Here is a 20787-nt window from a genome sequence, read left to right on the forward strand (position 1 = left end):
AATTTTTTATTATCCTGCTTTATAAATGTTTTCTTGTAATTTATAATAGGCTCCTAAAAGCGTATTCATATCACCAAAGGCAGTTTTAGCATCTTTGGATGTGCCTAATTTTAGCTTTACCAAATCGCCTAATTTGTCGCGTTGCAATTCTTCAATTCCATATTCTTCGTAATGTTTTAAAACAAACTCTAAAAAATCACGAGCTTCGAGGTTTTTATAGACTTCAAAAAATTCAGGTTCGTCTTTTACAAATTTCACACGTTGTTTACGCGTCATTAAATTAGAATCAAATGAAATATGAGAAAGTACATCAAAAATATCGCATTCTGGTGTGGCAATCATATTACGTAAATCGTTTAGTTGTTCGTTATCAAAACCTAAATCGCCTAATTTAATCAGTAAATCTGCTCTGGTATCTGGATTAGACCAAATTTGTCGTAACTGTTTTTCATCTTGATAAACGGCAGGCAATTCACCCACTAATTTTTCTAAAAACTCACGTGCCGTTAATGGCTTTCCGTTTTCATCGATATAACGCGTATCTATATCTGTTACCTTTAATTGACGACCATTACTTAAAGAAATAATTAATTTTTCTTTACGCTCGTAAGGTTCTTCGGGTTCATTTACTTTTGGTTTGCGTGGTGGTTTTGGTGTTGGTTCTCCTCCTGCTCCATCTATAGGTTCTTCGGGTTCACCATCCCATTCGGCATCGTAAAACAAATTGGTTGCACCTACAAAATCTATAATGGTAAAAAAGTCCTTACCATCAAACACACGCGTACCACGACCAATAATTTGTTTAAACTCTACCATAGAACCAATAGGAGCTGTAAGTACAATATTACGAACGTTTCTAGCATCTACACCTGTAGTTAACATTTTAGAAGACGTTAATATTACAGGAATATCTTTATCGTTATCCTGAAAAGCTTCTAGAAGTTCTCTACCATGTTTGCCTTCATCACTAGTAACACGCACACAGTAATTAATATCTGTAACGGTTTTATGTTTATTAATATAATCTCTTAAATCTAACGCATGATCTTGATTGGCACAAAACACAATGGTTTTATCCATTTTACCAATTTGTTGTAAAATGGTTTGTGCGACCAACTCAATACGTTGTTTTACAGTAATACTTTTATTAAAATCGTTAAGCTCGTAACGGTCTTTTTTTACTTCACCCTGTATAATTTTACTATCGTTGGTGTGAATGTATTCATCAATATTTGTAGTAACACGTTTTACTTTATAAGGTGTTAGAAAACCATCTTGAATTCCTTCTTTTAAAGAATATTCATAAATAGGTTTCCCAAAATATTTATAAGTATCTACGTTATCGTCTCGTTTTGGTGTTGCTGTTAATCCTAAATGAATAGCAGGTTTAAAGTGATCTAGAATAGCTCGCCATGAACCTTCTTCGTTGGCACTTCCTCTGTGACATTCGTCTATAACAATTAAATCGAAAAAATCTGATGGATATTCTTTATAGAAACCACCAATATTTTCGCGTTCTGCAATGGCTTGATAAATAGCAAAAAAGATATAAGCATTGGTTGGCACTACGCCATTTCGTTTTCTTACTTCTTCTCCATCAATTTTAATCACATCTTTTTCATAAGGGTTAAAAGTATTGATGGCTTGGTCTGCCAAAACATTTCTATCCGCTAAAAATAAAACTCTTGGCCTTCTATCATTTCCATCCAAATTCCATTTTGCTTGCAGTAATTTGTGTACAATTTGAAATGAAATAAAGGTTTTCCCTGTTCCTGTTGCTAAGGTTAACAAAATACGATCTTGCCCATCTGCAATACTTTCCATCACCTTGCTCACTGCAATTTCTTGATAATAACGTGGTCCAAAATTTCCAGTAAGTAAAAACGGAATATTATGCAGCTTCTCTTTTAAAGCATTTTTAGTTCCAAAAAGCCTATTATACAACTCTTTAGGTGTTGGAAAATTATCAATATAACTCCCTTTACCTGTACTTCTATTAAACTCATAGATTTGAGCACCGTTAGTTGCATAAACAAAGTTTATTTTTAATTTTTCTGCATATTCTAAAGCTTGTTGCAAACCTTTTGTTGGATGATCTCCTAACTTTTTAGCTTCAATTATAGCTAAATTAGTATTGTTATATTTTAAAAGATAATCTAAAAACAAACGTTTTCCACGTTTATTACCTAATAGTTTTCTACCGTCTGTAAAGTAATATTCTCTAACAATATGTATAGATTCCCAATGACTATCAATCAATTTAGGATCAATAAAATTAGCCCTAGTATCAGATTCTGATAAGTTTTTATTATTCATTTTCAATAGATTCACTCCTTGCAATATCAATACAACTTATCACAACAAGATATACCATTCAAGGAATTAAACTTAGCGTTTTTTCGCAATTTTACACTAAAAAGATAAAAACTAAAGATATGATATTCTACTTAAATATCACAACAAGAAACAAGGAAAATAACCATTGAAACTTTAAAAAATATTTTAGATGAAAATTTGTCTTTTTAGAAATATAAAGATAATTAAGTAATTTAGAAAAATAGTACGGTTTCCCATAAATACACTGCATTACTTATTACAAACACTCTCTTAAACACACCCCAAACCCAAATAATTAGATGGTGATTTTTTTTAATTTTACGATAACGTTTTAAATTAGAATCGATTATGCGTTAATTACACGTACAATTAACGCATAATTGAGTCTATTCTATTTTTTAGTAGATGATTTTACCTACAAATTAACACCAAAAACTTTTTCTAATAAATAATTACGAGACTCTTCATCTGTAATTAAATATTTCTTTTTTGTAGATTCTCTTTCAATTGTATTAATTTCTTTTTTGATCGTCGAGAAATTATCAACAACAAAAGAACGGATATTAACCTCTATTTTTACCTCACCATTTTCATCAGGAAAAGTCTCTAAAAGATCTTTTTGATGCTGTGCATACAAATCTGCCTGCATTTTAAAATAGTTAATGTATTTTTTATAAAATTCATTCGTTCCATCTTCTACATCTTTTACCATCTCATCACACCAACACTTCATACCAAGTAAATGGTTTCGATAATTATTGTATAAGAAATTAAACTGCGCCTCCTTTAATGTTGCATAACAATCTACCAAATCAAAAAGATTCGCTCTTAATTCACCCCCTTTTTTCAACATCTCCATGGTATCATCTTGTACATCCACATAACTAATATCCATTTTAGCTTTGGCAACAATTAACCGATCAAACAACCATTCTGTGTTTTTCTTTTGCTCATCATCAATTTCATCCTCCACTAAACTTTTAGAAACGTACATTAAAAGCGGATAAGAAGCCCTATCTCTTAACTCGTTATAAATTTCGTGCTGTTTTGGTTGTTTTTCTGACATTTATTCAAATAATTTGGAGTAGTCTTCTGGTAATTCCGCATCAATATCTCGTAAATACTTTTCTAACGAAACCATAGAAGTGTGACCTGTAATTAACATCAAACTACTTTTCGCTTCAAAAGGAGTTGCTTTTTCTCTTAATTTTCGATACAATTTAGAAATAAACGTATGTCTAAAACTATAAACCCCATGATCTTCTGTTAAACCAAATTGTTCTTTTACAACACTTGTAAAGCGTTTAGAAAAATGATCTCTTCTATTAATTTCTTTTGCATCCCAAAAAGCACCAATTGCTTTGGGTGTAAATAAATAAGACTCTTTATCTAATTTTGATAAATCGGGCAATACTTCCCATAAAATATCAGGAATTATTTTTGTCTTTTTAGCACTCGTTTTTGCTTTATATTGAATTCTTCTTTCCTCAATATTGATGTCTTTTATTTTTATTCTACAAACCTCTATAGGTCTAATAAAACAATAAGAAACAAACTTTATAAATAACAATAAATGAGGATCTTCCTTTTCTAAATATTTAAATATCTTTTTTTGTTCTTCTAAAGAATAGGTTTTATGTCTTTTAGGTTTTGATGCTAAAATTGGTATGGATTGAATATAGTTTTCGTCTACCAATTCATTGTCTTTTAATACCTGAAACAAACTCCCTAATTCTGTTCTATAATTATTTCTACTTCTTGCACTTGTTCTTAAAAGAATGGTATTTAAATATTCTATGATATCTTTTCTAGCAATACTTTTTATATTTTTCTTATCAGGATAACTTGTTTCCATCCACGCAATAAACTTATTACTCTTTCTTCTATAGTCTGTTATCGTTCTTTCACTTACTTCCTTTTCTTTTAATTCTAATGCAAGATCAAAAGCTTTTGTAATAGAAATTCCATCATCTTCAACTTCAGCAATACTTTTATGATCATCATCTGCAATACTTTTATTTTGGATAGCAACACGCTCACCACCTTCTTTATCCTTAACTATAGCTGCGTTTTTACCTAAATCTTCTTTATTTAAACCTACAGCAATACTTTTCTTTGGATCAGCAATACTTTTCTCTTGCTTAGCAATACTTTTTGTTACTGGAGACAAATCAGATTTTTGAACTACTTCTTTTTGTTTTTCTGTCGACACAACTTTCTCCCCACTAGCAATACTTTCTGTTTTACTAATTTCACTTTCTCCTCCAAGAACAATTGTTTGTTCTTCTATAGCTTCTTTTATAGCTGACTTTATAGCCTCATTTAAATAACTTGGAATCCCCTCTTCTTTTACAACTTGTTCTTTAACTTTTTTCTTCGGTTCTTCTTTTAGAAAAGGATCCTTCAATTTTTGATACAAAAGAGTATTATCTTCAAACGGATTAAATCCTTTCTTCAATAAAAAAAGTAAATTTTTTCTGTAAGAGGTTAAAATAGTTAACCGAGCTTCTTTGGTTTTGTAGTTGTTCGCTTTTCCATAAATATTCGGGTCAAGTCAAAAAGTTGTGGAGTAAATTAAAAAGCATGAACTTTGCTTTCTAATAAACCTCTATTTTGGATACTTCAATTGAACTAACAAAACTATTATTACCAGAAATTCTTGTTGACTATTTTAAATTAACGAAACACGAAGTTAAAAATGGAGAACTTCATTTCTATTTTACAGAATTAAATACAATTCCAGAAGAATTTAAACCCCTTAAATTAAGCTCTAAAGGCTTTTTCCCAGAGGCTACGGTGCAAGATTTTCCAATACGTGGTAAAAACGTTTTTCTACATGTTATTAGACGACGTTGGGTTGAAGAAAATTCTAAAAAAGTAGTTACAAGAAATTGGCAATTAGTAGCAAAAGGCACTAGAATAACTAGTGAATTTGCTGCTTTTTTAAAAGATATCAGTCAGTAATAACGCTACTAGCGCTAGTACTGTAGCTAATTTCTACGGGGTAAATCCCAGAAGTTTACAAAGACAGTATAAGGATTATTTAAGTGATTTTAAAGCTTGGGATCAACAGAAGCACGCAACAGATTGGTTATTGTTTGCAAAGAATTTAGGGACTCACTTATCACTTGATGAAACTGCCTTTTCTAACGGTGATTTATATACCATAATAACAAATAAATTAGCTAAAGGAAAGAAAGGCGCAATAGTAGCCATGATCAAAGGAACTAAAGCTGAAGTTGTCATAAAAATACTTCATAAAATTCCTTTAAAACACAGGAAGAAAGTTATGGAAGTAACCTTGGATATGGCGGGAAATATGGGGCTTATAGTCAAGAAATCCTTTCCAAACGCTGCCTTAGTAATAGACCGTTTTCATGTGCAAAAATTAGCCTTAGATGCACTGCAAGAAATAAGAATTAAACATCGATGGGAAGCGATTGATACTGAGAATGATGCCATTGAAAACGCCAGAAGTAAATCTTTAAAATACAACCCAAAACTATTACCTAATGGAGATACACTCAAACAACTATTAGCTAGAAGCAGATATCTATTATATAAATCAAGTCGTAAATGGACTAAAAATCAATCTATAAGAGCAGAAATACTGTTTGAAAAATATCCGGATTTAGAGAAAGCATACAAGTTATGCCAAAATCTATCTTGGATATTCAATAACACTAAAGATAAAACATCAGCACTTATAAGACTTGCTAAATGGGATGAAAAAGTAAGGCAAGCAGCGTTTAAAAGCTTCAATACTATAGCTAGAACAATGTCCATACATTACAAAAACATCTTAAACTATTTTGATAATCGAAGTACTAATGCTTCTGCAGAATCATTCAACGCTAAAATTAAAGCCTTTAGAGCACAGTTTAGAGGCGTCAGAAATGTGGATTTTTTCTTATTTAGACTTAGCACTATTTTTGCGTAATCCTTAAATCCCACAACTTTTTGACTTGATCCGATTTTTTCTTATTTAGACTTAGCACTATTTTTGCGTAATCCTTAAATCCCACAACTTTTTGACTTGATCCTAATAAATTCGTAAATTGATTGCATAAAAAAACAGTTTAGCGAACTAAACTGTTGTTTTATAAAGATTTAAAGTAGTAGCGGGAACTGGACTCGAACCAGTGACCTTCGGGTTATGAGCCCGACGAGCTACCTACTGCTCTATCCCGCGTTGTAATTTCAAAAATAACTTCTTAGCTTTTAACTTTCGATTCATAAACTCGACCCGTTATTTCCGGCTGCAAATATACAACAGAAAGTAAGTACCAACCAAATTTTTTTTGTTTTTTTTTTAATTATTTTTTAATCTTCTAAATTCTAATCAAATAGAAAAAGGAATTATCTTTGCAGCATGACGCATAAAGCAGGTTTTGTAAATATTATAGGAAATCCTAACGTAGGTAAATCAACATTAATGAATGCATTGGTAGGTGAAAAATTATCTATCATTACAGCTAAAGCACAGACTACGAGGCATAGAATCTTAGGAATTGTAAATGAAGACGACTATCAAATCGTGTTTTCTGATACTCCAGGTATTTTAAAACCTGCCTACGAACTACAATCTTCTATGATGGATTTTGTAAAATCTGCCTTTGAAGATGCAGATGTACTTATCTACATGGTAGAAGTTGGTGAGAAAGAATTAAAAAATGAAGCTTTCTTTAAAAGAATCATCCATAGTGAGATTCCGGTTATTCTACTTTTAAACAAAATAGACAAGTCTTCTCAAGAAGAAGTAGAAGAAAAAATCGAATATTGGAAAAACAAAGTTCCGAATGCGGAAGTATTTGTAATTTCGGCACTAGAAAAATTTAACGTTCCTGCCGTTTTTGAAAAAATAAAAGAATTGTTGCCAGAAGGTCCTGCTTTTTATCCGAAGGATCAATTAACAGACAAACCAGAACGATTTTTTGTAAATGAAAAAATTAGAGAAAAAATTCTAATGCATTACAAAAAAGAAATTCCGTATTCTGTAGAAGTAGAAACAGAAGAGTTTATAGAAGAAGAAAACATTGTTAGAATTCGTTCTATTATCATGGTAGAAAGAGAAACTCAAAAAGGAATTATTATTGGTCATAAAGGATCTGCCCTTAAACGTGTTGGAGCAGAAGCAAGAAAAGATTTAGAGAAATTTTTTGAGAAAAAAGTTTTTATAGAACTATATGTAAAAGTAAATAAGAATTGGCGTAGTGATAAAACGCAGCTAAAACGTTTTGGTTACAACCAAAACTAACAATTGATAATAGTTATTAAGAAATCGTGTAATTCTTTCATTTGGGTCTTACCGGTTTCTTTTCCTATACTTCCTAAAAAGTACAGCAACAACCATATTAATGGCAATGCTACCAAAACAGCAATAGGAAACACCAAGTTTTCACCCAAACGATGTTTTACATAAGTAAATACCGAAAAGCCTAAAAACAAAGTTGCCACAACAAAGTGAACAAACATAAAAAGTGTCCAAACTTGTGGTTTTGGTCCAAATAAACCTTTTATGGTTGATGAATTTTCATTTTTCGCTACAATTTCAAAATGCAATTGTGGAGACCAAAAATGACTTTTCTTAACAGGTATATCAATAAAAACATGCTTTTCTGCCACGCTACTCCTATACACACAAGCATCACTTTTTAGATATGTTATAATTCTTTTTAATAACTCATCTGCATTTTCTTCTAGATCTATAGAAAATCTCGGACGTAAAAAAAAATCGCTATTTCTGGTTTCTTTAACACTCATGTGGTTATATATTATTTTTTAAAAGTAATCAAAAATTACGTTTTGTTAACAAATCAATTAAAATTCAAGCAAAAAGCAATCTATTTCTTTACAAACAGACCAAAATACTAATATTTACTTATAATTATATTAACACTAATTTCAAGATTTGGAAGCACTTTTGCAAAAAAATAAAAACCAAATAATGAAAATTTTACAAAAACTTATTTTAGTAACTGTATTAACAATTATTGTAAGTTGCCAAAAAGACAACGAACCTAATTTACCACCGGTAAATACCTCTGTTAATTTTCAACACAAAACTACCATAAATGTAGGTGATGAAGGCGCATCAGAAATTACTGCATTTGATAAAACATCAAAAAAATTGTTTACAGTTAATGTTGAATCGAATGAAATCTCTATCAATAACATTAGCGATTTAAATGCTCCAATAAAAGAAACATCTATCAATTTAGATGCATATGGCTCTCCTAATAGTGTTGCTGTTTTTGATGGTAAATTAGCCGTAGCTGTAGAAAATCATGTAAAACAAAATCTTGGAAAAATCTTAGTTTTTAGCACTTCGGATAATTCTTTATTAAATGAATATACCGTTGGTGCTTTACCAGATATGGTTACCTTTTCTCCTGATGGAAAAACAATCGTTTCTGCAAACGAAGGAGAGCCAAGTGACGATTACACAAATGATCCTGAAGGAAGTGTAAGTATTATCAACCTAGAAAATAATATCGTAACTACTTTAGATTTTACAGCTTTCAATGATCAAGAAGCAACTTTAGAAAGCAACGGATTTAGAGTTTTTGGGCCTAATGCAGATTTAGCAAAGGATGTTGAGCCAGAATATGTAGCAATTTCAGAAGATTCAAAAACTGCTTGGGTTTCTTTACAAGAAAACAACGGAATTGCTAAAATAAACCTAGTAACAAAAAGCATCGATAATATTTATCCTTTAGGTTATAAAGACTATTCTTTAGCAAATAATTCTATTGATGCAAGTGATAAAGATGATGTTACCGAGTTAAAAAACTGGCCAGTAAAAGGTATCTATATGCCAGATGCAATTGTATATGTAAAAATTAATGGGGTAGAATATATTATTTCTGCAAACGAAGGAGATTCTAGAGATTACGACGGTTTTAGCGAAGAAGTAAGAATGGATGATTTAACGTTAGATGAAACCGTTTTTCCTGCTGCAAATGATTATTTAAATAAAACAAATTTAGGTCGTTTAAAAACTACAACTACTTTAGGTGATGCAAATAATGATGGTAAAGTAGAAGAATTATTTAGCTACGGAGCGCGTTCTTTTAGTATTTGGTCTGCAAACGGAAGTTTAGTTTATGATAGCGGAAATAGTATTGCAACAGAAACGTTGGCTTTAACACCAGATAGATTTAATGATGGTGATAAAAGAAGTGATGACAAAGGTGCAGAACCAGAAAGTGTAGAAATATTAAACCTTGGTAATGAGCGCTATATTTTATTTGTAGGTTTAGAAAGAAACGATCAGGTTTTAGTGTATGATATTACAAATCCTACATCTCCTCAATTTTTACAAATCCTTTCTCATTCTGGTGATGAAGCTCCAGAAGGCTTATTAATAATTGATGCATATGATAGCCCTACAGGCAAAGACTTACTAGTTGTTTCTAACGAAGATAGTGGTACAATTACTATCTACGAGAACAACTAAAAAGCACTAAATTTATAAGTAATCAAACCAGCAAAGAAATTTGCTGGTTTTTGCTGCTTAAAGACTTTTTTTTTAGTATCATTCTTACAACCTTAAATTGTATCTTTGCAAAAATTTCAATTCAAATGAATAGTATTGTTGCCATTGTAGGAAGACCAAATGTAGGAAAGTCGACGCTTTTTAATAGATTGGTTCAAAGAAGAGAAGCCATTGTAGATTCTGTTAGCGGAGTTACAAGAGACAGACATTATGGAAAATCTGACTGGAATGGAAAAGAATTTTCTGTGATTGATACCGGTGGATATATTACTGGTTCTGATGATATCTTTGAAGGTGAAATTAGAAAACAAGTAAATCTTGCCATAGAAGAAGCAGATTTAATTGTTTTTGTAGTAAATGTAGAAGATGGTATTACACCTATGGATGCAGAAGTTGCTAAACTTTTACGTAAGGTTAAAAAACCAATTTTTACCGTAGTAAATAAGGTTGATAACGCAATGCGTGAGCCAGACGCTATAGAATTCTACAACCTAGGTTTAGGAGAATACTATACAATTGCCTCAATTAACGGAAGCGGAACTGGAGATTTATTAGATGCATTAGCAGAAAAAATGCCAGAACCAGAAGAAGTAGATTTAGATTCAGAAAAAGAAGCATTACCAAGATTTGCCGTGGTTGGAAGACCAAATGCAGGAAAATCTTCATTTATAAACTCTTTAATTGGGCAAGATAGAAACATTGTTACCAATATTGCTGGTACAACTAGAGATTCTATTGATACAAAATACAATCGTTTTGGATTCGATTTTAACTTAGTAGATACTGCTGGTATCCGTAAAAAATCTCGTGTAAAAGAAGATTTAGAATTTTATTCTGTAATGCGTGCAGTACGTTCTATAGAATATTCTGATGTTATTGTTTTAGTAGTTGATGCCACTCGTGGTTTTGAAGGACAAGATCAAAATATATTTTGGTTAGCAGAAAAAAACAGAAAAGGAATTGTTATTTTAATCAATAAGTGGGATTTGGTAGAGAAAGAAACCAACACCATGCGAGATTTTGAAGCAATGGTAAGAAAACAAATTGAGCCTTTTACAGATGTGCCAATTGTATTTATCTCTGCATTAACAAAACAACGTTTGTTTAAAGCCATAGAAACGGCTGTAGAAGTTTTTCAGAAAAGAAAAACTAAAATACAAACAAGTAAGTTTAATGAAACAATGTTAGAGATTATTAAAAACTCTCCGCCACCAGCTATAAAAGGGAAGTTTGTAAAAATTAAATATTGTATGCAATTACCTACACAAACACCACAATTTGTGTTTTTCTGTAACTTGCCTCAATATGTAAAAGATTCGTACAGACGTTTTCTAGAAAACAAATTAAGAGACATTTACGATTTCTCTGGAGTCCCAATTACTATCTATTTTAGACAAAAATAACGTCATTTTGTAACATTTGTTACCGTAATACGTCTAAATGCTTAGTAACATTGTAAATAAATTTACATTTATAAGGAATGAAAATTATAAAATCAAATTTAATTTCAGAAGCGGAATTACCACTACAACTAAACGTATCTTTTAACAAGGTTTTTAACTTGTTTAAAAAATATGCCGATACAGAGTATGCAAAACATCCTTTTCATAGCTCTGCAAAAGAAATGGTAACTTTAATTAATCTGTATCCTGAATTAAATGATGGTTTTTCTGATTATACCTTATTAGAAAAATATAAAGATCAAATAAATTTATTATTAAACCCTTTATTTCCAGAACCTTTATTATTAAATGAAATAAAAGCAGCAAGTATTCCGTTTTCTTTTACTTCTTTTAAATTTACAGATCGTTTTGAGGATATTTTAAAAAATGCAGGAGACGATTACCAATTAACTGTTCGTAATTTCGAAGATGATAGCATGTACATTATGGCATGTACATTTATTTTAGGCTATGTTTATGGTTTTAAGGTAGATGTAAAAAGACCTTTTTATTTTGATATTCCAGACAAAACAACTGGAACAATGAAATACTACAGAACCACTTTTAATGCAGATTTTTCTGAAATTACAGCAACAGATAAAGCACCTTTATTAACAGAAAAAGACTTTAAAGAATTACTTAATAATTTTGATAACATAGCACTTTGGAAAGAAAAATTCCCTCCAAATAGCTATATTTTTAAAGGCTTTGGTCTTATTAGTTTATTTGATGTTACTTCAGAAGAAATGCTTTCTTCTATTAAAGCAAATTTACTAGAAGGTGCCACAGATTTAATACCTAAACTACAAAGTAATTTAAGAGATTTCTACAGCATAAAAGACTTAAAACTTGGCTATTCTATTTTTGATAATATCAATACAAAAATTTGTGAAACTAAGGTTAATAAATCTAACAGTTTAATCTTAAATCATGGTGCCGAAATAAATTGTAACTCTGGTTACTTTTGTAATGCTATTATGGAAAAAGTGTTTGAAAACCATGAAACCTTTATCATTTCTGATATAGAACAATACGGTATAAACACAAATCATAATCCTTTTTCTCAGAATCTTCAAGAAAACGGAATTCATAGTATCATTTTAATTCCTATTAAAGCTACCAATAATGGAGATTTAGCTTTATTAGAAATTGCATCACCAAGAGCTTATGATTTAAACTCTGTAAACATCAACAAATTAAAAGATATCATTCCTGTTTTTGAAGCTGCTGTAAAAAGAACTTCAGAAGAGCGTCAAAATATTTTAGAAGCTACCATTCAAGAAAACTACACTTCTATACATCATTCTGTAAAATGGCGTTTTTATGAGGCTGCAGAAAAATATCATGTAACACGTCAAATAGACAAGAATGCAAAATTAGACGAAATTGTATTTAATAATGTATATCCACTATTTGGTCAAAGTGATATAAAAGGGTCTTCAGAAGCAAGAAATTTAGCCATAAAAGAAGATTTAACAACACAATTATCGTTAGCTATTACGGTATTAAAAGACGCTTGCCAATCAGAAAAATTACCTATTTATAACGAATTAATGTTCAGAGTTGCATCTTACTTAAAAGATGTAAAAAAAGGGTTATCTGCTGGTGATGAAGTAAGTATTCTAGACTTTTTAAGTAGAGAAATCTACCCCGTATTTAATCATATAAAAAATATAAACAAAACGCTTTCTCAAAAAGTAAGTATTTATATGAATCGTTTAGATAAAAAACTAAACGTTGTTTATGAAAAAAGAAAAGAATACGAAAATAGTGTTACATTATTAAATGATAAACTAGCAAAATTCTTAGACAACAAACAAATACAAGCGCAAGAAATGTATCCTCATTATTTTGAGAGATATAAAACGGATGGTGTAGAATACAACATGTATATAGGCCAATCTATTACAAAAAGTAAAACTTTTGATAGTCTATATTTATACAACCTTCGTTTATGGCAATTACAGACTACCTACGAAATGGAAAATCTAGCCTTTTACGAGCGTAAAAACATGAAACACGATTTACGTGTTGCTTCTCTAATTTTAGTCCATAGTACCGCTATGGCGATAAAATTTAGAATGGACGAAAAGCAGTTTGATGTAGATGGTGCTTATAATATAAGATACGAAATTATTAAAAAACGTATTGATAAAGCACATATAAAAGGCACCAAAGATCGTTTAACCGTACCCGGAAAAATAGCAATTGTTTATTCTCAAAACAAAGATGCATTAGAATATGTAAAATACATAAACTACTTACAATCTAAAAAACAATTAGGAACCATTGAGTTTTTAGATTTAGAAGACCTGCAAGGAGTTAGCGGATTAAAAGCATTAAGAGTTGAGGTTTTATATCAAACAAATTTTAATGAAAACCAAACAATTACTTTTAATGATTTAATGAAAGAAATTGAAGCTTAAGAAGCTGTTAAATCTAATGAATAAAAAGAAATAGCAAAAGCCAATACACTTACTAAAATACCCACCATAAAAACAGTGTAGGTAATTCTTAATATCTTATATTTTCTATTTAAAACCAATCCCAAAAAATACAAATCTTTGGTTAGAGAACCATATAAATAATCTCTGTCTTTCATCATTTCAGAAATACCCCATTCAAAATCGGGTAATTTCATTTGATGAAAATTACCAAAAAACAATAAATTAACGTCTTTATTAGCTACATCTTTTTTAGTAAACTTACCTTGTGTTATATTGGGTCTTGTTGCTAAAATTGATAAAATAATAGACGCCACCGTAAAAATAATAAATATAATTGCGGGTATAATTAAGTAACTATTAGAGGGTTTATCTAATTTTGGAAATAAATTAGACAGTGCTAAAGAAACAATAATAGCATTTACAGATAGTAAAATATTGGCCTTAGTATCTGCAATATTACTTAAAGTCATATGATTTTTTAATGCAATCCTAAACATAGTTTCTACTCCTCTTTCTGGCACCTCACTTTTGTTCTTTTTAATATCTAAAGCTTCTTGCTTTTGTTTATTTTTTTTAAAATCTGTTGCCAAATCCTTCTGACTCTTTATCAGTTTAGACAAATTTTTCTCTTTGGTTTTTGTCCAATTTTTTAAAGCATAAGCGGTATTATAACGATGACATTGCGTAAAGAAATCGATATTCCCTTCAACCCATTCTATATCCGAAACATTTTTAAAACCAGTTAGCTCCCACTCTTTTCTTAATAACGAGGTATATTCAAAAAAGTTTTTCGAGGCCAAATGCGCACAGTCTGCATCTGCTATAATTTTTTCTAAATCATCTTTGGGTTGATAATTTATTTTAGTTGCCAAAATAAGTCTCGTAATTACATCAATTCTATCCGCTTCAATTTTATTTTCTTTTAAAAAAGCGGTAGCAATTCTTACACTTTCTTCCTCATGGTTTTCAGCTCCTTTTACAAAACCTGTATCATGAAACCAAGCAGCAATTTCTAAATTTTCTGCAGCTTCCTTATCTATTTTTAACTTCTCTACAAGTTCTTGCGTTTTTTCTACAACACGCTGTGTATGTGCTAAATTATGATAGATATAGTTTCTTTCTAAATCAATATTTAGTAACTTAAAAACATGCTTTTCTGCATTATCAATTAATGTGCTCATTGTAAAATTATTTTATAAATAAATAAGAAGAAACTATAATTCCATTCATTACTTTGTCAATATTGGTCGTAAATTTATCATTTGCTTTCAACAGCTTACAAATTAACAATTATTTGTAAGGAAACAAGCGTTTTTACGCCTAAAAACGCAAAACTATCATCGTACTAATTTAAAAAAAAGGAAAGAAATATGCTTACTTGGAAAGAAATAATAAACTTTAGTGTAAAAGGCAACCCGATTCCGGATAAAAGAGTAGAAAAATCAGAAAAGGAATGGAGAGACCAATTAACCCCAGAGCAATTTAGAATTACAAGACACAAAGGTACAGAAAGACCAAATTCTGGTGCCTTATGTTCTATTTATGATGAAGGCCAATACAACTGTGTTTGTTGCAACACTCCCTTGTTTGATTCTACCATAAAATTCGATTCTAGTTCTGGTTGGCCAAGTTTTACACAACCTATAAAAGAAAACGCTATTAAATATCATAAAGATGTTTCTTACGGAATGGTACGAGTAGAAGTTATGTGCAATACTTGTGATGGTCATTTAGGACACGTTTTTCCTGATGGACCAGCACCAAGTGGTTTGCGTTATTGTATTAATTCTGAATCGATGAAATTAGAAATTTAAAACGTCATTGCGAGTTTACGAAGCAATCTATTATTAAATTGGAGATTACTTCGTTATTCTTCCTCGTAATGACAAAAAGGTATAAAATGAATAAAAATTTACAAACTACCACTTTAGGAGGTGGATGTTTTTGGTGTACAGAAGCTGTATTTCAAGAAGTAAAAGGTGTAGAAAAAGTAGTTTCTGGTTATACAGGAGGGATTGCTCCAGGCAAACCAACATACAGAGAAATTTGTTCTGGTTTAACAGGTCATGCAGAAGTAATTCAAATTACTTTCGATGCAAATATCATTTCTTATGAAGATGTTTTAGTTATTTTTATGACCACTCACGATCCTACAACCTTAAATCAACAAGGTGCAGATAGAGGAACTCAATATCGCTCTGTAATTTATTATCATAATGAACTTCAGCAAAATATTGCTGATGAAGTTGTAAAACAAGTACAACCTTATTATGATGATAAAATTGTAACAGAAATTAGTCCGTTAGGTATTTTTTATGAAGCTGAAGAAGAGCATCAAAATTATTACAGAGAAAATACCCAACAAGGATATTGTAGTTTTGTAATTGCTCCAAAATTAGCTAAATTGAGAAAATTACACGCAGATAAAATAAAGTAATTAATGTCAGTTCGAGCGCAGTCGAGAACAAACAAAACCTTTCAACTGCGCTCAAGGAGACAAACGAAATGAAAAATAAAATTAAATTATTTGGCACAGAAAGATGTCATAAAACTCAATATTATAAAACATTTTTAGAAACGCGTAATTTAGATTACGCGTTTTTAGATATAGAAAAGTCTGTAGAAAATGCAGAGGAATTACGTAACTTGTATGAAAATAGAAAACTAAATTTTCCTACAATTACAATAAATACTAAAAAGTTAAGAAACCCTTCGGATAAAGACCTTCTTAAATGGATTGATACATTATGATGAACCTAAACATAAAAGACACTTTTACGGCAGAAAACCCTTCGGATGTTAATTTAGAAAACACAAGAAGACAGGTAGAAAATGCTGCTTTTTCTTATGTAAACCCAAAGAAAACAGCAAAACCAGAAGTGCTACACGTTTCACCAGAAATGCTTACTGAATTGGGGATTTCTGAGGAAGACGCACAATCAGAATTCTTTAAAAATATTGTTACAGGAAACGAAATCTACCCAAATACAAAACCCTATGCCATGTGTTATGCAGGACATCAATTTGGAAATTGGGCAGGACAATTAGGCGACGGTAGAGCCATTAATTTATTTGAAATTGAACACCATACTAAAAACTGGAAAGTACAATTAAAAGGAGCTGGCGAAACGCCGTATTCTAGAACTGCAGATGGTTTGGCAGTTTTGCGATCATCCGTTAGAGAATATTTGTGTGCCGAAGCCATGTTTCATTTGGGTGTGCCAACCACAAGATCTTTGTCTTTAAGTTTGTCTGGCGACTCGGTACTACGAGATGTTTTATACGATGGAAATCCGGCTTACGAAAAAGGAGCTATTGTTTCTAGAGTTTCTCCTTCGTTTTTACGTTTTGGTAGTTTCGAAATTTTTGCCGCTAGAAAAGACCTTAAAAACTTAAAAGGTTTGATGGATTATACCATCAAACATCATTTTACACATTTAGGAAAACCATCCAAAGAAACTTATATCAACTTTTTTAAAGAGGTTTCTGAGCGTACTTTAAAAATGATTATTGATTGGCAACGTGTTGGTTTTGTACACGGAGTCATGAACACAGATAACATGTCTATTCTTGGTTTAACCATAGATTTCGGGCCTTATGGTTGGTTAGAAGGCTTCGATTTTGGTTGGACGCCAAATACAACCGACATTCAGCACAAACGCTATAGATACGGAAATCAACCAAATATTGGTTTGTGGAATTTGTATCAACTAGCCAATGCGTTGTATCCAATTATTGAAGAAGTAGACCCTTTAAATGCTATTTTAGAGCAATATAAAATCGATTTTGAAATACAATCTTTACAGATGATGAAATCTAAATTAGGTTTATTTACTTCGGATGAAGACGACGCTAAATTGATTCAGAATTTAGAGGATACTTTACAATTGGTAGAAACAGATATGACGATCTTTTTTAGAAATTTAAGCAATTTCACAGATGATACATCGGGTTTAGAGTTGATAAAAGAAGCTTTTTACGATTTTGAAAACATTTCTGATGAAGTAAAGAATAGTTGGAATTTGTGGTTCAAAAAATACGATAAAAGACTTCAAATAGAACGTGTTTCATCCGAAGAAAGAAAAGAAAAAATGGATTTGGTTAACCCTAAATATGTGCTTAGAAACTATATGTCTCAAATGGCAATTGATGAAGCAGATAAAGGAAATTACGCTTTAATTGATGAATTATTTCAACTCTTAAAAAATCCATACGCAGCACAACCAGAAAACGAAAAATGGTTTGCAAAAAGACCAGAATGGGCAAGAAACAAAGTAGGTTGCTCAATGTTGTCTTGTAGTTCATAAAAAAATAAGTATCTAATAAAAGCCCCTTCAGGTTTTGGAAACCTGAAGGGGTTAAAAATCATAAAAAATATGCAATTAGGATTAGGAACCGCAGCTTTAGGAAGACCTCAATACATTAATGTTAGAACAGAAACTTGTGATAATTCTGACTTAACGGAATTTAGAAACCAAAGTTTTGCAGTTTTAGAAGAGGCTTATCATTTAGGAATTCGTTATTTTGATACGGCTCCAGGTTACGGTTTAGCAGAAGAATTATTGTTAGAATGGGTACAAACCAAAGATGACAATTCTATTGAAGTTGCTACAAAATGGGGATATACATACACCGCAAATTTTGATGCAAACGCAACGGTTCACGAGGTAAAAGAGCATAGTTTATCTAAATTAAATGAGCAGTGGAATTTCTCTAAACAGCTGCTACCCTATTTAAAAGTGTATCAAATTCACTCTGCAACTTTAGAAACTGGTGTTTTAGAGAATACCGAAGTTTTAGAACAATTGGCTTTATTAAAAAAGGAATACAATCTAAAAATAGGATTAACCACAACAGGAACTAACCAAGTTGAAGTCATTAAAAAAGCTTTAAATGTTTTGGTTGATGGAACGCCGGTTTTTGATTTATTTCAAGTAACCTATAATTTTTTAGATCAAAGTTTCATAGAAATTTCAGCGGAATTAGTTCGTCAAAATAAATCGATTGTAATTAAAGAAGCTTTGGCAAATGGAAGGGTTTTTAAGAATGAAAACTATCCGAATTATACAGAAATGTACGCCACTTTAGAAAGTTTATCAAAAAAACACAACGTTGGTGTGGATGCTATTTCATTAAAATATTGCGTTCAAACAATTCCTGAAAGTACCGTTTTAAGTGGTGCTAGTTCTATTGAACAATTAAAACAGAATTTAGAAATGGATTCTTTTACCTTATCTGCTGATGATATAGAAACTCTAAATTCTTTAAAAGTTTCTCCTGATGCATACTGGACAGAAAGAAAAAAATTACAATGGAATTAACCAAAATTGCTTTTGGTGGTGGTTGTCATTGGTGTACAGAAGCTGTTTTTCAAGCTTTAGTTGGAGTAGAAAAAGTGGATCAAGGTTGGGTTGCATCAACAGAAATAAACAACACTTTTTCTGAGGCTGTTATTGTTCATTTTAATGTTGAAAAAATCAATTTAAAAACGCTTATTGAAATCCATTTATTAACGCATAAAAGTACGAGTAACCATTCTATGAGAACAAAATATCGGTCTGCGATCTATTATTTTTCTCATCAACAAAAAGAAGAAAGTATACAAATTATTGAAGAATTACAAGCAAGTTTCAGTGATAGCATTATTACTAAAATAGTAAAATTTAAAAACTTTAAACCTTCTACAGAAGCATTTCAAAATTATTATCAATCAAATCCAGAGAAGCCATTTTGTAAGAACTACATCAACCCAAAATTGAAACTTTTATTACAACAATTCTCTAAAAACGTGGACAAATGTAAAGTTCGTCACCTTATTTCGACTATTTAAAAAATCAAAAAAAGAATGAACACCGTTAGATTAGAAATTAAAAATAGAAAAGGCTTAAAATTACAAGCATATTTAGAATTACCTGCAAATCAGAAACCCAATCAATTTGCCATTTTTGCACATTGTTTTTCTTGCAATAGTAATTTTAATGCCGTAAAAAACATCAGCCGTTCTTTATCTACTCACGGTTTTGGTGTTTTACGTTTCGATTTTACAGGCTTAGGAAGAAGTGAAGGTGAATTTGCAGAAAGTCATTTTTCTGCCAACGTAGAAGATTTGTTAGATGTGAGTGCTTTTTTAGAAGAAAATTACAAAGCCCCCTCTTTATTGGTTGGTCATTCTTTAGGTGGAGCGGCAGTTATTGTAGCTGCATCTAAATTAAAAAACATAAAAGCTGTGGCAACAGTTGGCGCACCAGCAACAGTGAGTCACGTAACACATTTATTTTCTCACGGATTAGAAGACATCCCAGAAAAAGGGGATGTTGAAGTTAAAATTGGAGGTCGTCCTTTTAAGATAAATCAAGAATTTGTAAACAATTTTCATAAAACAGATTTACCAAAAATCATCAAAGATTTACGCAAGCCAATTTTGGTAATGCACGCTCCTTTTGATCAAGTTGTGGGTATAGAAAATGCGCATGAAATTTATCATAATGCCATGCATCCAAAGAGTTTTGTAAGTTTAGATGATGCAGATCATTTATTATCTAAACCCGCAGATAGCATTTATGTGGGTAATATGATTGGTACTTGGGTAGAGCGTTATTTTAAACCAGAAGAAAACAAAATGATTTCTACAGATGGTGAGCAATTGGTTGGTCATTTAAACTTATTAGAAGATAATTTTACAACATCCATTCAAACTAAAAATCATTCTTTTATTGCTGATGAACCTACTAGTATTGGTGGTGACGATTTTGGCCCTTCTCCGTATGATTTTTTAAGCGCCGGTTTAGCAGCTTGTACAGTAATGACTTTAAAAATGTACGCCCAACGTAAAAAATGGGATTTACAAGAAGTCTTTGTGTACATCACTTACTCAAAAAAACATAGTGACGATTTAGATATTGATGTGGAAAAACCAACTCGTTTTGATCATTTACAAAAGAAATTAAAATTTGTTGGTAATTTAGATGATAAACAAAAACAACGCTTAAAAGAAATTGCAGCTAAATGCCCTGTTCACAAAACATTACAAAGTAAAATTATTATTGAAACTGAATTAATGTAA

The 20787-nt window shown here is 31.0% G+C and carries 18 protein-coding genes and 1 tRNA gene; 13 read left to right on the forward strand and 6 right to left on the reverse strand.

The genetic code is table 11. The annotated features are described in order from the left end of the window. Nucleotides 1–9: 9 nt before the first annotated feature. The 3 genes from hsdR to WHD07_RS08575 all read right to left on the reverse strand — a co-directional run bounded on the left by hsdR (nucleotide 10) and on the right by WHD07_RS08575 (nucleotide 4795). Entirely contained in the window at nucleotides 10–2316 is a 2307-nt protein-coding gene (gene hsdR / locus WHD07_RS08565) for an EcoAI/FtnUII family type I restriction enzme subunit R (protein WP_343330854.1), read from the reverse strand. Between the two features lie 436 nt (nucleotides 2317–2752). Continuing rightward, nucleotides 2753–3403: a hypothetical protein gene (locus WHD07_RS08570; protein WP_343330855.1), complete on the reverse strand. Its 651-nt coding sequence runs from the start codon at nucleotides 3401–3403 to the stop codon at nucleotides 2753–2755. After that, entirely contained in the window at nucleotides 3404–4795 is a 1392-nt protein-coding gene (locus WHD07_RS08575; protein WP_343330856.1) for a site-specific integrase, read from the reverse strand. 155 nt (nucleotides 4796–4950) lie between these two features. On the opposite strand from WHD07_RS08575, the gene WHD07_RS08580 reads away from it, so the two are divergent. Both WHD07_RS08580 and WHD07_RS08585 read left to right on the forward strand, forming a co-directional pair. After that, a complete protein-coding gene (locus WHD07_RS08580; protein WP_343329009.1) occupies nucleotides 4951–5301 on the forward strand; it encodes an ISAon1 family transposase N-terminal region protein in 351 nt (116 codons plus the stop codon). After that, entirely contained in the window at nucleotides 5288–6277 is a 990-nt protein-coding gene (locus WHD07_RS08585) for an ISAon1 family transposase (RefSeq protein WP_422897657.1), read from the forward strand. Before WHD07_RS08580 ends, WHD07_RS08585 begins: the two co-directional genes overlap by 14 nt. Before the next feature lie 179 nt (nucleotides 6278–6456). Here the strand turns inward: WHD07_RS08585 and WHD07_RS08590 are convergent. Then, nucleotides 6457–6529, reverse strand: a tRNA-Met gene (locus WHD07_RS08590). A 180-nt stretch (nucleotides 6530–6709) separates the two neighbouring features. Here WHD07_RS08590 and era point away from each other — a divergent pair. Further along, nucleotides 6710–7594, forward strand: a complete 885-nt coding sequence (gene era, locus WHD07_RS08595; RefSeq protein WP_105050162.1) for a GTPase Era — start codon at nucleotides 6710–6712, stop codon at nucleotides 7592–7594. Here the strand turns inward: era and WHD07_RS08600 are convergent. Beyond that, nucleotides 7591–8100, reverse strand: coding sequence for a GTP-binding protein (locus tag WHD07_RS08600; RefSeq protein ID WP_343330857.1), 510 nt, complete (start codon nucleotides 8098–8100; stop codon nucleotides 7591–7593). The genes era and WHD07_RS08600 overlap by 4 nt on opposite strands. A gap of 184 nt (nucleotides 8101–8284) precedes the next feature. Here WHD07_RS08600 and WHD07_RS08605 point away from each other — a divergent pair, with 184 nt between their 5' ends. From WHD07_RS08605 to WHD07_RS08615, 3 genes are all read left to right on the forward strand, one after another. Continuing rightward, a complete protein-coding gene (locus WHD07_RS08605; RefSeq protein WP_343330858.1) occupies nucleotides 8285–9796 on the forward strand; it encodes a choice-of-anchor I family protein in 1512 nt (503 codons plus the stop codon). Nucleotides 9797–9921: 125 nt separating this feature from the next. Then, nucleotides 9922–11238 carry a ribosome biogenesis GTPase Der gene (gene der / locus WHD07_RS08610; RefSeq protein WP_105050159.1) on the forward strand — a complete coding sequence of 439 codons (1317 nt, stop codon included), beginning with the start codon at nucleotides 9922–9924 and terminating at the stop codon, nucleotides 11236–11238. A 77-nt stretch (nucleotides 11239–11315) separates the two neighbouring features. After that, nucleotides 11316–13703, forward strand: coding sequence for a GAF domain-containing protein (locus WHD07_RS08615; RefSeq protein ID WP_343330859.1), 2388 nt, complete (start codon nucleotides 11316–11318; stop codon nucleotides 13701–13703). Here WHD07_RS08615 and WHD07_RS08620 read toward each other — a convergent pair. Continuing rightward, on the reverse strand, nucleotides 13700–14905 hold the full coding sequence (locus WHD07_RS08620; RefSeq protein ID WP_105050157.1) for a Pycsar system effector family protein: 1206 nt from the start codon (nucleotides 14903–14905) through the stop codon (nucleotides 13700–13702). The genes WHD07_RS08615 and WHD07_RS08620 overlap by 4 nt on opposite strands. 189 nt (nucleotides 14906–15094) lie before the next feature. Between WHD07_RS08620 and msrB the strand changes: the two genes are divergently transcribed. From msrB to WHD07_RS08655, 7 genes are all read left to right on the forward strand, one after another. Continuing rightward, the gene (gene msrB / locus WHD07_RS08625) at nucleotides 15095–15538 is read left to right on the forward strand and encodes a peptide-methionine (R)-S-oxide reductase MsrB (RefSeq protein ID WP_343330860.1); all 444 of its coding nucleotides are present in this window, start codon (nucleotides 15095–15097) and stop codon (nucleotides 15536–15538) included. 86 nt (nucleotides 15539–15624) lie between these two features. Next, nucleotides 15625–16161 carry a peptide-methionine (S)-S-oxide reductase MsrA gene (gene msrA, locus WHD07_RS08630; RefSeq protein WP_343330861.1) on the forward strand — a complete coding sequence of 179 codons (537 nt, stop codon included), beginning with the start codon at nucleotides 15625–15627 and terminating at the stop codon, nucleotides 16159–16161. 68 nt (nucleotides 16162–16229) lie between these two features. Continuing rightward, a complete protein-coding gene (locus WHD07_RS08635; RefSeq protein WP_343330862.1) occupies nucleotides 16230–16475 on the forward strand; it encodes a glutaredoxin family protein in 246 nt (81 codons plus the stop codon). Continuing rightward, on the forward strand, nucleotides 16475–18031 hold the full coding sequence (locus WHD07_RS08640) for a protein adenylyltransferase SelO (RefSeq protein ID WP_343330993.1): 1557 nt from the start codon (nucleotides 16475–16477) through the stop codon (nucleotides 18029–18031). Before WHD07_RS08635 ends, WHD07_RS08640 begins: the two co-directional genes overlap by 1 nt. 69 nt (nucleotides 18032–18100) lie before the next feature. Next, nucleotides 18101–19045 carry an aldo/keto reductase gene (locus WHD07_RS08645; RefSeq protein ID WP_343330863.1) on the forward strand — a complete coding sequence of 315 codons (945 nt, stop codon included), beginning with the start codon at nucleotides 18101–18103 and terminating at the stop codon, nucleotides 19043–19045. After that, nucleotides 19036–19554, forward strand: a complete 519-nt coding sequence (locus WHD07_RS08650; protein ID WP_343330864.1) for a peptide-methionine (S)-S-oxide reductase — start codon at nucleotides 19036–19038, stop codon at nucleotides 19552–19554. The genes WHD07_RS08645 and WHD07_RS08650 overlap by 10 nt, the downstream gene beginning before the upstream one ends. A gap of 15 nt (nucleotides 19555–19569) precedes the next feature. Next, on the forward strand, nucleotides 19570–20787 hold the full coding sequence (locus WHD07_RS08655) for a bifunctional alpha/beta hydrolase/OsmC family protein (protein ID WP_343330865.1): 1218 nt from the start codon (nucleotides 19570–19572) through the stop codon (nucleotides 20785–20787).

Origin of the sequence: Polaribacter staleyi (genome assembly GCF_038024045.1) — a bacterium.
GTDB lineage: Bacteria > Bacteroidota > Bacteroidia > Flavobacteriales > Flavobacteriaceae > Polaribacter > Polaribacter butkevichii.

Bases quoted from the DNA above. Each gene is read 5' to 3' on its own strand.
- WHD07_RS08645 (WP_343330863.1), top strand. From the start codon at position 18,101: ATGCAATTAGGATTAGGAACCGCAGCTTTAGGAAGACCTCAATACATT.
- msrB (WP_343330860.1), top strand. From the start codon at position 15,095: ATGCTTACTTGGAAAGAAATAATAAACTTTAGTGTAAAAGGCAACCCG.
- era (WP_105050162.1), top strand. From the start codon at position 6,710: ATGACGCATAAAGCAGGTTTTGTAAATATTATAGGAAATCCTAACGTA.
- WHD07_RS08650 (WP_343330864.1), top strand. From the start codon at position 19,036: ATGGAATTAACCAAAATTGCTTTTGGTGGTGGTTGTCATTGGTGTACA.
- WHD07_RS08570 (WP_343330855.1), bottom strand. From the start codon at position 3,403: ATGTCAGAAAAACAACCAAAACAGCACGAAATTTATAACGAGTTAAGA.
- WHD07_RS08640 (WP_343330993.1), top strand. From the start codon at position 16,475: ATGAACCTAAACATAAAAGACACTTTTACGGCAGAAAACCCTTCGGAT.
- WHD07_RS08655 (WP_343330865.1), top strand. From the start codon at position 19,570: ATGAACACCGTTAGATTAGAAATTAAAAATAGAAAAGGCTTAAAATTA.
- hsdR (WP_343330854.1), bottom strand. From the start codon at position 2,316: ATGAATAATAAAAACTTATCAGAATCTGATACTAGGGCTAATTTTATT.
- WHD07_RS08620 (WP_105050157.1), bottom strand. From the start codon at position 14,905: ATGAGCACATTAATTGATAATGCAGAAAAGCATGTTTTTAAGTTACTA.
- WHD07_RS08605 (WP_343330858.1), top strand. From the start codon at position 8,285: ATGAAAATTTTACAAAAACTTATTTTAGTAACTGTATTAACAATTATT.
- msrA (WP_343330861.1), top strand. From the start codon at position 15,625: ATGAATAAAAATTTACAAACTACCACTTTAGGAGGTGGATGTTTTTGG.
- WHD07_RS08600 (WP_343330857.1), bottom strand. From the start codon at position 8,100: ATGAGTGTTAAAGAAACCAGAAATAGCGATTTTTTTTTACGTCCGAGA.
- WHD07_RS08615 (WP_343330859.1), top strand. From the start codon at position 11,316: ATGAAAATTATAAAATCAAATTTAATTTCAGAAGCGGAATTACCACTA.
- WHD07_RS08635 (WP_343330862.1), top strand. From the start codon at position 16,230: ATGAAAAATAAAATTAAATTATTTGGCACAGAAAGATGTCATAAAACT.
- der (WP_105050159.1), top strand. From the start codon at position 9,922: ATGAATAGTATTGTTGCCATTGTAGGAAGACCAAATGTAGGAAAGTCG.